12 protein-coding genes are annotated in these 12,000 nt (G+C 54.0%); 9 read left to right on the top strand and 3 right to left on the bottom strand.

Going from position 1 to position 12,000, the window contains the following annotated elements; genetic code table 11:
- The first annotated feature begins 110 nt into the window (after positions 1–110).
- Entirely contained in the window at positions 111–1,367 is a 1,257-nt protein-coding gene (gene avtA, locus WHR59_RS00850; RefSeq protein ID WP_075145492.1) for a valine--pyruvate transaminase, read from the top strand.
- A gap of 39 nt (positions 1,368–1,406) precedes the next feature.
- Here the strand turns inward: avtA and WHR59_RS00845 are convergent, their stop codons facing one another.
- The 3 genes from WHR59_RS00845 to yiaJ form a co-directional block, all read right to left on the bottom strand.
- Positions 1,407–2,753, bottom strand: a complete 1,347-nt coding sequence (locus WHR59_RS00845; RefSeq protein WP_172862501.1) for a DUF4026 domain-containing protein — start codon at positions 2,751–2,753, stop codon at positions 1,407–1,409.
- Positions 2,754–2,776: 23 nt separating this feature from the next.
- A complete protein-coding gene (locus tag WHR59_RS00840; protein WP_043018695.1) occupies positions 2,777–3,268 on the bottom strand; it encodes a 4Fe-4S dicluster domain-containing protein in 492 nt (163 codons plus the stop codon).
- Between the two features lie 117 nt (positions 3,269–3,385).
- The gene (gene yiaJ / locus WHR59_RS00835) at positions 3,386–4,201 is read right to left on the bottom strand and encodes an IclR family transcriptional regulator YiaJ (protein ID WP_043018696.1); all 816 of its coding nucleotides are present in this window, start codon (positions 4,199–4,201) and stop codon (positions 3,386–3,388) included.
- Between the two features lie 217 nt (positions 4,202–4,418).
- Between yiaJ and yiaK the strand changes: the two genes are divergently transcribed.
- From yiaK to araD, 8 genes are all read left to right on the top strand, one after another.
- Positions 4,419–5,417 (top strand): 3-dehydro-L-gulonate 2-dehydrogenase, encoded by a 999-nt coding sequence (gene yiaK, locus WHR59_RS00830; RefSeq protein ID WP_043018697.1) that lies wholly within the window; start codon positions 4,419–4,421, stop codon positions 5,415–5,417.
- Between the two features lie 11 nt (positions 5,418–5,428).
- Complete coding sequence (locus tag WHR59_RS00825; RefSeq protein ID WP_047407940.1) at positions 5,429–5,893, top strand: YhcH/YjgK/YiaL family protein; 465 nt, start codon at positions 5,429–5,431, stop codon at positions 5,891–5,893.
- Between the two features lie 14 nt (positions 5,894–5,907).
- Entirely contained in the window at positions 5,908–6,840 is a 933-nt protein-coding gene (locus WHR59_RS00820) for a DUF4862 family protein (protein ID WP_172862503.1), read from the top strand.
- Between the two features lie 31 nt (positions 6,841–6,871).
- Positions 6,872–8,191 (top strand): MFS transporter, encoded by a 1,320-nt coding sequence (locus WHR59_RS00815; RefSeq protein ID WP_043018700.1) that lies wholly within the window; start codon positions 6,872–6,874, stop codon positions 8,189–8,191.
- A gap of 100 nt (positions 8,192–8,291) precedes the next feature.
- On the top strand, positions 8,292–9,794 hold the full coding sequence (locus WHR59_RS00810) for an FGGY-family carbohydrate kinase (RefSeq protein WP_338843525.1): 1,503 nt from the start codon (positions 8,292–8,294) through the stop codon (positions 9,792–9,794).
- Complete coding sequence (gene ulaD, locus WHR59_RS00805) at positions 9,794–10,456, top strand: 3-keto-L-gulonate-6-phosphate decarboxylase UlaD (protein ID WP_043018842.1); 663 nt, start codon at positions 9,794–9,796, stop codon at positions 10,454–10,456. The genes WHR59_RS00810 and ulaD overlap by 1 nt, the downstream gene beginning before the upstream one ends.
- Positions 10,449–11,309, top strand: a complete 861-nt coding sequence (locus WHR59_RS00800; RefSeq protein WP_043018702.1) for an L-ribulose-5-phosphate 3-epimerase — start codon at positions 10,449–10,451, stop codon at positions 11,307–11,309. The genes ulaD and WHR59_RS00800 overlap by 8 nt, the downstream gene beginning before the upstream one ends.
- Positions 11,303–11,998 (top strand): L-ribulose-5-phosphate 4-epimerase, encoded by a 696-nt coding sequence (araD, locus tag WHR59_RS00795; protein WP_080625963.1) that lies wholly within the window; start codon positions 11,303–11,305, stop codon positions 11,996–11,998. Before WHR59_RS00800 ends, araD begins: the two co-directional genes overlap by 7 nt.
- The last annotated feature ends 2 nt before the right edge of the window (positions 11,999–12,000 follow it).

Genomic DNA, 12,000 nt, shown 5'->3' with positions numbered 1-12,000 from the left:
AAAATCTACAGCACAAAACCTCAATCCAACCTGATGCCCCCGATTTGCACCCTGCCATGGGTAGCGCTATGGTTAGCCACTTTACTACTCAGTTCGACAGACCACCTGCTATGACATTCTCACTTTTTGGCGACAAATTCACCCGCCATTCAGGCATCACACGCCTGATGGAGGACCTCAACGACGGTTTACGCACCCCAGGCGCCATCATGCTTGGCGGCGGTAATCCGGCGCAAATTCCAGAGATGCAAAATTACTTTCAGTCTCTGCTGGCAGATATGCTGGAAAACGGCAAAGCCACTGATGCGCTTTGTAATTATGACGGTCCACAAGGAAAAACCGAGCTACTGTCTGAGCTGGCGAAACTGCTACGTGAGAAGCAGGGTTGGGATATCGAGCCACAAAATATTGCTCTGACAAATGGCAGTCAGAGCGCGTTTTTCTACTTATTCAATCTGTTCGCCGGACGTCGCGCCGACGGCACAACGCAAAAAGTGTTGTTCCCGTTAGCCCCGGAATACATTGGTTATGCCGATTCCGGGCTGGAAGAGGAACTCTTTGTCTCCGCGCGCCCAAACATCGAACTGTTACCGGAAGGCCAGTTTAAGTATCACGTTGATTTTGAACACCTGCATATTGGTGAAGAGACGGGGATGATTTGCGTGTCTCGTCCGACGAATCCGACAGGCAACGTGATCACCGACGAAGAGCTGATGAAGCTGGACCGGCTGGCCAACCAGCATGGGATCCCGCTGGTGATTGATAACGCCTATGGCGTACCGTTCCCCGGCATCATCTTTAGCGAAGCGCGCCCGCTGTGGAACCCCAACATTGTGCTGTGCATGAGCCTTTCGAAGCTGGGCCTGCCAGGCTCCCGCTGCGGCATCATCATCGCGAATGAAAAAATCATCACCGCCATCACCAATATGAACGGCATCATCAGCCTCGCGCCTGGCGGAATGGGGCCGGCAATGATGTGCGAGATGATTAAACGTAACGATCTGCTGCGCCTCTCCGAAACGGTAATCAAACCGTTTTATTATCAGCGTGTTCAGGAGACGATTGCGATCATTCGCCGCTATTTGTCTGAAGATCGCTGCCTGATTCATAAACCGGAAGGCGCGATTTTCCTGTGGTTATGGTTTAAAGATTTGCCGATCACCACCGAGCTGCTGTATCAGCGCCTGAAAGCGCGCGGCGTACTGATGGTTCCCGGTGACTACTTCTTCCCGGGTCTGGATAAACCCTGGCCGCATACCCATCAGTGCATGCGGATGAACTACGTTCCGGAGCCGGAGAAAATCGAAGCTGGGGTGAAAATTCTGGCGGAAGAGATCGAGCGCGCCTGGAGCGAAGGGAGCAACTGATTTTTGTCGCCCGATACCGTTTTGTATCGGGCGCTAGCATCACGAACTGTGCGATATCAGCTCGAAAATATTATCTGGGGTAAACACTCCCCGCGGATGATAAATGCGCCAGTCACTGAGCAGTGTAAACGGTAACGTATATTGCTCGCCTTCCTGCATATGATGCACGTAATACGGCTGATTGGTTAATACGCCTGTCAGATGTTCATCAGCGATGTTCTGCAACATAAACCACATATGTTCGCGCTTATCGTCATCGCCGTAGGGAACACCGATTTTGACAAGGGGCGCTGATATTTCATTATGCTGCGTCTCAAAAATATGCTGGAAATAAGGCCAGCGCATTTGCGCTTTTTGCGCATCGCTATCCGACAATGCGATACTTTTCATGAACATCACTTGATCGCCACCCAGCCCACCGTCAATCACGCTGCCAATGCCGCCACGCTCATCGGCTAGACGGAACAACAGGCACGACGGGCCATTATGCTCATCTTCCCGATCGGCCAGATCGCCGGAAAAACGCCCGGAAGGTAAATCTGAGATATCACCCACCCTCTCTGCGATCTCAGGCAACAGGTTCAGGTTGCCGCCATGTTCGATCACGCTAAGTCCCTGTTCCCAGGGAATGGCCACAATATACTGCTCGCCTTCGTGAGTTCGCGCCAGCATCAGCGGTTCATTACAATACATGCCGCGATCGTCAATACAGATATTCACAAACGCTTCAATCATGTAGCCAATGCTGCCCAGATTTTCCACCGGCTGGTGAATAATCACCTCGCACTCCGGTAAACCCAACCGCCGCAGGCCATGCGTGTGCAACCAGTAATGATCGTTTTCATCATCGTGAACGGCGTGGATCGCATACAGTGTATCTGCACGCGGCCGCGCCGGAAAACGCGCTTCAAACAGTAACCGCTCGCGGGAAAACAGCCTACCGCCTGCGCTAGCGTCCTGGGCCACCAGCAGGTCCGGCACCAACAGTCCCACAATTTTGATCGCCTGCTGCCAGCTCAGGAAAACATCATTACTAAAACGGGTCGTGACTGAGATTCGCTGGCGATAATCTGCCATCTCAGAAAGTACTTCCGGTGCAACAGAACGTGCGCCAGGGACGTATTCCAGGGCGGAAGGATCGTGCTCACAGCTAAAGAGAGAAACGCGATAAAGATAAAGCTCACCGCCTGCGGTAAAGGTCAGATGCAGTTCTTCTTTCTCTTCGTCAATACGTGACAACAGCTCCGGAAATAGCGTCTGCCCCTCCACACGCGCCTGTAACGCTTCAAGGGTAACGGGTTGTGGCGGGGTCGCTACAAACTCGGAGTCCGTTTTAAACAGACCGTTGTTCGCAGCGGCGAGATACGCTTGCTTGTTTGATGCCATAATTATGCGTCCTTGCTCAATGTTCAAAAGGTAGAAAACGCCGTACGGCTACGCCTTTCACAGTTTAGCTGCGCGATCTGATTCTCGCTTACGCACTGCAACGCACTTGTCGGGCAAGCTTCAACACACGCAGGCCCCGTTTCGCGATGCCAGCACAAATCGCATTTTATCGCCTGCACCCGCGATGAGCGGGCGACAACATTCATTGCCCCAAACGGACAGGCCAGCATACAGCTTTTACAACCAATACATCGTGTTTGTTCAACGAAGATATGTCCATGTTCACGGCGAATAGCGTGCGTTGGACATACATTCGCGCAGGGAGCATCTTCACATTGATGGCAGGCGACTGCCGTTGTAAAGGCATCGTCTTTGATCACCCGAATCCGCGGGACAAACGCAGAAGAAGAGACCGACGCACAGTCCTGGTTTTGCTGATGCGCGACGACGCAGGCAACTTCACAGGTACGACACCCAATACATTTTGCCGCATCCGCCATAATAAACTCGTTCATTGCCCCCTCCTTCTGCATGAAAACTTCAGATTGCCAGAGAGACTGCCCCTGTCGCTTTGATCGGACAGGGGAAACGGTTAAATAGTGTCAGGTGTCTGAATGACGCCTGGCATGCGCCTAATCGCGAACGGTAAAGCCCAGCTCATTTGAAATGGCCTGTGCGGTTTCCCGCAGCGGCTTGAGTAGATTCTTTTCCCCTACCTGCTTAAGTCGCGATGTCGAGAGTGAAATTGATACCGCGTAGGGCACCCGGCCATGAATATCAAACACCGGCACGGCAATACAGGATACCCCCAGCTCATTCTCTTCCCGATCCATCGCCATACTGCTTTCGCGGATCTGCGCCAGTTCATCGTACATCGCCGGTAGACCGGTAATGGTATTGCGGGTCAGCGGCTGAATCAGATCCTGATGGCTCTCCCAGTAGGACTCCACGTAATCCGCATGCCCAAACGCCATGTAAATTTTGCCCATCGCGGAGCAGTACAGCGGCATATGTTGGCCGATATAGGCGCGGGTACGCAGCATGCCTGTCGTCGGCTCCAGCTTATAAATCAGAATCGCATGGTCATCTTCACGACTGGAGAAGTTGATCGTTTCGCCAGTGGCGATATTCAGCGCTTCAAGGTGCGGTGCGGCAACATGGATGATATTCAGTGACGACAGCGCCTTCTGTCCCACGGCGATAAATTTAGTGGTCAACCGATAACTGCCCGCAGCGGGTGCGGGCGTGACGTATCCGCATGACTGAAGGCCTTGCAGGAGTCGATGCACGGTACTTTTGTTCAGCCCGGCCAGTTCAGACAAATGGGCCAGCGGACACCCATTCGGATAGTTGCTCAGGATCTCAATCAACATCAAACCACGGAACAGGCTCTGACTTCCGGCTGGCCTCTCTTTATCTTGCGTCATTTCACTCTCTTTGGTGCCCATCGCTTCCGCTCCCCTTTTCGTCGCGCTCTGATGGTAGCGCAAAGTGTGTTTCAGTTCACGATCTGAACCGAAAAAACACAACTATTTGATTTTGATGATTTTAAAAAATAGACCACCCCGTTGATCTGTCAAAATTTGATCGCTATATTTGAAATCAGATTTCGCATAGTGAAATTTAGAGATAAAAAAGCGATCAAACTTAAACAAGGAAACAGGAATGAAAGTCACTTTTGAGCAGTTGAAAGATGCGTTCAATCGGGTACTGCTGGCACGCGGTATCGCCGTTGAAACCGCCGATGCCTGTGCCGAAATGTTTGCGCGCACCACCGAGTCCGGCGTTTATTCGCACGGCGTGAATCGCTTCCCCCGTTTCATTCAGCAACTGGATAACGGCGACATCATTCCTGAGGCCAAACCGCAGCGCATTACCAGCCTGGGGGCGATTGAACAATGGGATGCCCAGCGTTCGATCGGCAACCTGACGGCGAAAAAGATGATGGACAGAGCTATTGAGTTGGCTTCCGATCACGGCATCGGCCTGGTCGCGCTGCGTAACGCCAACCACTGGATGCGCGGCGGCAGCTATGGCTGGCAGGCGGCAGAGAAAGGGTACATTGGTATCTGCTGGACCAACTCGATTGCCGTAATGCCGCCATGGGGTTCGAAAGAGTGCCGTATTGGTACTAACCCGCTGATTGTCGCGATCCCCTCCACGCCAATCACCATGGTTGATATGTCGATGTCGATGTTCTCCTACGGCATGCTGGAAGTGAATCGCCTGGCTGGTCGCGAACTGCCGGTAGACGGTGGTTTTGACGATGAAGGCAATCTCACCAAAGAGCCGGGCGTTATCGAAAAAAATCGCCGCATTTTACCAATGGGTTACTGGAAAGGTTCAGGCCTGTCGATTGTGCTGGATATGATTGCCACCCTGCTTTCTGACGGTTCCTCCGTGGCGGAAGTCACCCAGGATAACAGCGATGAATATGGCGTTTCACAGATTTTCATCGCCATTGAAGTGGATAAGCTAATCGATGGAGCCACCCGCGATGCCAAACTACAGCGGATTATGGATTTCATCACCACCGCCGAACGCGCTGATGAAAACACGCCTGTTCGTCTGCCGGGCCACGAGTTTACAAAGCTACTGGCAGAAAATCGCCAAAACGGCATCACCATTGATGACAGTGTCTGGGCAAAAATTCAGTCGCTGTAAGGAGCAACACCATGATCTTTGGACATATTGCTCAGCCTAATCCGTGTCGTTTGCCCGCAGCGATTGAAAGGGCGCTCGATTTTCTGCGCACCACGGATTTCCGCAAACTGGAGCCGGGCGTGGTGGAGATAGACGGTAAAAATATCTTCGCGCAGATTATCGATTTAACTACCCGTGACCCAGCCGAAAATCGCCCGGAAGCGCATCGCCGCTATCTGGATATTCAGTTTTTAGCCTGGGGTGAAGAAAAAATCGGTATCGCTATTGATACCGGAAATAATGAAATCAGCGAAGCGTTATTAGAACAGCGCGATATTATTTTTTATCACGCCAGTGAACATGAATCTTTTATTGAAATGACTCCGGGAAGTTACGCCATATTTTTCCCGCAGGATGTTCATCGTCCGGGATGTCATAAAACTGTCGCCACACCGATCCGCAAAATAGTCGTGAAGGTTGCTATTTCAGTTTTATAAAAGGAGCACAAAAAATGAAAGCTAATACAACCGGTTATATTATCGGTGCGTACCCCTGTGCACCCTCATTTCACCAAAAGAGTGAAGAGGAAGAGAAGGAATTCTGGCGGCAGCTCTCCGATACCCCGGATATTCGCGGACTGGAACAGCCCTGCCTTGAACATCTGCATCCGTTGGGCGACGAATGGTTATTGCGCCATACGCCGGGCGACTGGCAAATCGTGGTCACGGCCATTATGGAAACCATGCGCCGCCGCGGTACTGAGGGTGGTTTCGGGTTGGCCTCCAGCGACGAAGATCAGCGTAAAGCCTGTGTGGCGTATTACCGCCATCTGCACCAGAAAATCAACCATATCAATGCAACTAATGGCGGAAAAGTGATCGCGCTGGAGTTGCACGCTGCCCCGCTGGCAGGCAACCCGAACGTCGCCCAGGCCACCGACGCGTTCGCTCGTTCACTGAAAGAAATTACCCACTGGGACTGGTCCTGCGATCTGGTGCTGGAGCATTGCGATGCCATGACGGGCCCTGCGCCACGCAAAGGCTTTTTGCCGTTAGAAAACGTGCTGGACGCAATAACCGGATATGACATCAGCGTGTGCATTAACTGGGCGCGATCGGCCATTGAAGGGCAGAACCTCGCCCTACCGCTGACCCACACGCAGCAGGTCCAACAGGCCGGTAAATTGGGCGCGCTGATGTTTTCCGGCACCACAATCACGGGAGAGTATGGCGAGTGGCAGGACTTACACGCGCCGTTTGCTCCTTTCTGCCCGCAAAGCTTGATGACCACCGACCATGCCCGCGAATTATTCGCCTGCGCAGGAACCGAGCCATTGCAATTTGCCGGTATTAAATTACTGGAAATAAATGCCAATGCAGATGTGGATCATCGCGTAGCAATATTGCGCGACGGTATCGCTGCATTAAGCAAAACAAAATTATAAAAATAACATACTACTCTACGAGAATATTAATATGAACATGACCTCTCGCCCTACACTCAAAGATATACCCCGTCAGCGCTGGCTGCGAATTATTCCACCCATTCTCATCGCCTGTATTATTTCTTATATGGACCGCGTTAATATCGCATTTGCGATGCCGGGCGGCATGGACGCCGAATTAGGTATTTCCGCCACCATGGCGGGACTGGCTGGCGGTATTTTCTTTATCGGTTATCTGTTTTTACAGGTTCCCGGCGGAAAAATTGCCGTACACGGTAGCGGCAAGAAATTTATCGGCTGGTCGTTGGTTGCCTGGGCGGTCATTTCCGTTTTGACGGGATTGATCACTAATCAGTATCAACTGCTGGTTTTGCGCTTTTTACTCGGCGTTGCCGAAGGCGGCATGCTGCCGGTTGTGTTGACGATGATCAGCAACTGGTTCCCCGACGCCGAGCGCGGTCGCGCCAATGCGATTGTGATTATGTTTGTGCCGATTGCCGGGATCATTACCGCCCCGCTCTCGGGTTGGATCATCACCGTGCTCGACTGGCGCTGGCTGTTCATTATTGAAGGTTTACTCTCCATTGTGGTCCTGGTGCTGTGGGCCTATACCGTTTACGACCGACCGCAGGAAGCACGCTGGATCTCTGACGCCGAGAAAAATTACCTCGTTGAAACGCTGGCCGCCGAGCAAAAAGCTATTGCCGGAACCGAAGTCAAAAATGCCTCTCTGGGCGCGGTGCTGTCCGATAAAACCATGTGGCAGTTGATCGCACTGAATTTCTTCTACCAAACCGGGATTTACGGTTACACCCTGTGGCTGCCGACCATCCTCAAAGAGTTGACGCACAGCAGCATGGGACAGGTCGGTATGCTCGCCATTCTGCCGTACGTTGGCGCAATTGCCGGGATGTTCCTGTTCTCTTCTCTCTCTGACCGCACCGGTAAACGCAAGCTGTTCGTCTGCCTGCCGCTGATTGGCTTTGCCCTGTGCATGTTCCTCTCCGTGGCGCTGAAAAATAACGTCTGGCTGGCTTATGCCGCGCTGGTCGGCTGTGGCTTCTTCCTGCAATCGGCTGCGGGCGTGTTCTGGACCATTCCGGCGCGGTTGTTCAGCGCGGAAATGGCCGGTGGCGCACGTGGGGTTATCAACGCCCTCGGCAACCTTGGAGGCTTCTGCGGTCCTTACGCGGTCGGCGTACTCATCACCCTGTACAGCAAAGATGCGGGCGTTTACTGCCTGGCAATCTCACTGGCGCTGGCCGCGCTGATGGCACTGCTGCTGCCAGCAAAATGCGATGCCGGTTCTGCGCCGCTAAAGACGCTGAATCCGCGTAAACACGCGGCGTAACACGATGTCCGGTGACGCTTCGCTTATCGGGCCGACGAAATCCATACATACCCCAGGCCGGATAAGCGCAGCGTCATCCGGCCAAAATGAGATGACAAAGATGAGTGAGAAAGCGACCTTCTGGCTGGGTATTGATTGTGGCGGTACATATCTGAAAGCAGGTTTGTATGATGCCAAAGGTCATGAGCAGGGAATTAACCGGCAATCGCTGCAGACAATATCGCCGTTACCCGGTTACGCCGAACGCGATATGCACCAACTGTGGCAACAGTGCGTCGCGACCATTGCCGGTCTGTTAAAACGCACTGGCGTCTGCGGCGATCAAATTAAAGGCGTCGGTATTTCCGCTCAGGGCAAAGGCCTGTTTCTTCTTGATAAGCAGGATAAACCGCTGGGCAATGCCATTCTCTCTTCCGATCGACGCGCGATGGACATCGTTCAGCGCTGGCAGCAGGATGGGATCCCTGAGCAGCTCTACCCGGTCACCCGCCAGACATTGTGGACCGGGCATCCGGCATCGCTCCTGCGTTGGGTAAAGGAGAATACCCCTCAGCGCTACGCGCAAATTGGCAGCGTCATGATGGGCCATGATTACCTGCGCTGGTGCTTAACCGGCGTCAAAGGCTGCGAAGAAAGCAATATCTCCGAGTCGAACCTCTACAACATGACCACCGGTCAGTACGACCCGCGATTGACCCAATGGTTGGGCATCAGTGAAATCGACACTGCCCTGCCACCTGTCGTTGGCTCAGCAGAAATATGCGGGGAAATCACCGCTCAGACAGCCGCCATCACCGGTCTGGCGGCGGGTACGCCCGTCGTCGGCGGTCTGTTTGATGTGGTTTCCACCGCACTCTGCGCCGGTATTGAAGATGAGCACACCCTCAACGCGGTAATGGGAACCTGGGCTGTCACCAGCGGGATCGCTCACGGCCTGCGTGACCACGAGGCCCATCCCTATGTTTATGGCCGCTATGTGAATGACGGGCAGTACATCGTTCACGAAGCCAGTCCGACCTCCTCCGGCAATCTGGAATGGTTTACCGCTCAGTGGGGCGAACTCTCTTTTGATGAGATCAATCAGGCCGTCGACAGCTTACCGAAAGCCGGTAGCGAGCTTTTCTTCCTGCCCTTTTTGTACGGCAGCAACGCCGGGCTGGAGATGACCAGCGGCTTTTATGGCATGCAGGCTATACACTCTCGCGCCCACTTATTACAGGCCATCTACGAAGGCGTGGTTTTCAGCCACATGACCCACCTCAACCGCATGCGCGAACGTTTTACGCAGGCGCATACCCTGCGCGTCACCGGAGGTCCGGCGCACTCAGATGTCTGGATGCAAATGCTGGCCGACGTCAGCGGCTTACGTATCGAGCTGCCGCAGATTGAAGAGACCGGCTGCTTTGGCGCAGCGCTTGCTGCCCGCGTAGGCACCGGCGTTTATCACGATTTCAGCGACGCCCAGCGCAGCTTACAGCACCCGGTACGCACGCTGCTGCCAGACGCCGCCGCGCATGCGAGCTACCAGCGTAAATACCGCCAATACCAGAATTTAATTACCGCACTACAGGGCTACCACGCCCGCATTAAGGAGTACGAATGATGAGTCGACCATTACTGCAACTGGCGCTCGACCACACCAACCTGCAGGCGGCCCAGCGCGATGTCGCACTGCTACAAGAGAGTGTTGATATCGTTGAGGCGGGGACGATTCTCTGCTTAACCGAAGGCCTTAGCGCCGTAAAAGCGTTACGCGCCCAGTGCCCAAATAAAATCATCGTCGCCGACTGGAAGGTGGCCGATGCGGGCGAAACCCTTGCACAGCAAGCGTTTGACGCTGGCGCTAACTGGATGACCATCATCTGCGCTGCGCCGCTGGCGACGGTAGAAAAAGGTCATGGCGTCGCGCAGTCCTGCGGCGGTGAAATTCAGATGGAACTGTTCGGCAACTGGACGCTGGATGACGCCCGAGACTGGTATCGCGTAGGGGTTCGTCAGGCGATTTACCATCGCGGGCGCGATGCCCAAGCCAGCGGGCAACAGTGGGGAGAAGCGGATCTGGCACGCATGAAAGCGCTTTCCGATATTGGTCTGGAACTGTCGATTACCGGCGGGATTACGCCCGCCGACCTGCCGCTGTTTCGCGATATCAACGTCAAAGCCTTTATCGCCGGACGCGCGCTGGCTGGGGCGAAAAACCCAACGCAGGTTGCTGGCGAATTCCATGCGCAAATCGATGCCATCTGGGGAGCACAGTATGCGTAATCATCCGTTAGGTATCTATGAAAAAGCGCTGGCGAAAGACCTCTCCTGGCCGGAGCGTCTGGTGCTGGCGAAAAGCTGCGGTTTTGATTTCGTCGAAATGTCAGTGGATGAAACCGATGAACGCCTGTCGCGTCTCGACTGGAGTCCCACTCAGCGCGCATCGCTGGTGAGCGCGATGCTGGAAACCGGTGTGGCAATCCCCTCAATGTGCCTGTCCGCCCACCGCCGTTTTCCGTTTGGCAGCCGCGATGAATCTGCACGCGTCCGGGCGCGCGACATCATGACCAAAGCCATTCGTCTGGCGCGCGATCTCGGTATTCGCACCATTCAGCTGGCAGGCTACGACGTCTATTACGAAGAACATGACGAAGGTACGCAGCAGCGCTTTGCCGAAGGGTTGGCATGGGCAGTCGAGCAAGCCGCCGCCGCGCAGGTCATGCTGGCGGTAGAAATCATGGATACCGCGTTCATGAACTCGATCAGCAAGTGGAAAAAGTGGGATGAAATGCTGTCATCGCCGTGGTTCACCGTCTATCCGGACGTAGGCAACCTCAGCGCCTGGGGTAATGACGTCACTGCCGAATTGACGCTGGGTATTGACCGTATCGCCGCTATCCACCTGAAAGACACGCTGCCAGTAACCGAAACCCATCCGGGCCAGTTTCGCGATGTGCCCTTTGGCGAAGGGTGTGTGGACTTTGTTGGTATCTTCAAAACGCTGCATGAGCTGAACTATCGCGGGTCGTTTCTGATTGAAATGTGGACTGAAAAAGCGAAAGAGCCAGTACTGGAAATTATCGAGGCACGACGCTGGATAGAGGCACGTATGCAGGAAGGAGGATTTCCATGTTAGAACAACTGAAGTCCGAGGTGCTGGCAGCCAATCTGGCGCTTCCGGCTCATGGGTTAGTCACCTTTACCTGGGGTAACGTCAGCGCAGTAGATGAAACGCGGACACTGATGGTGATTAAGCCATCCGGCGTAGAATATGACGTGATGACCGCCGACGATATGGTGGTGGTGGATATCGCCAGCGGCGACGTGGTTGAAGGGAGTAAAAAACCCTCATCTGACACGCCAACCCATCTGGCGCTATACCGCCGCTACCCTGAGATCGGTGGGATCGTCCATACCCACTCACGCCACGCGACGATCTGGTCGCAGGCGGGTCTTGATCTCCCTGCATGGGGCACCACACATGCCGATTATTTCTATGGTTCTATTCCATGTACCCGTCTGATGACCGTTGAGGAGATCAACGGTGAATATGAATACCAGACCGGCGAAGTCATCATTAAAACTTTTGAGCAACGAGACCTGAACCCGATGCAGGTTCCGGCGGTGTTAGTGCATTCACACGGTCCGTTTGCCTGGGGTAAAGACGCCGCAGACGCCGTACATAACGCCGTGGTGCTCGAAGAGTGCGCCTACATGGGGCTGTTCTCGCGCCAGTTAGCTCCGCAGCTGCCGGATATGCAGCCTGAGTTGCTGGATAAACATTATCTGCGCAAACATGGCGTGAATGCGTATTACGGGCAGTAACG

It is taken from the genome of Citrobacter europaeus (assembly GCF_037482245.1).
GTDB lineage: Bacteria > Pseudomonadota > Gammaproteobacteria > Enterobacterales > Enterobacteriaceae > Citrobacter > Citrobacter europaeus.
The sequence above is the reverse complement of the archived record's forward strand: the minus strand, read 5'-3'. Positions and strand labels throughout refer to the sequence as shown.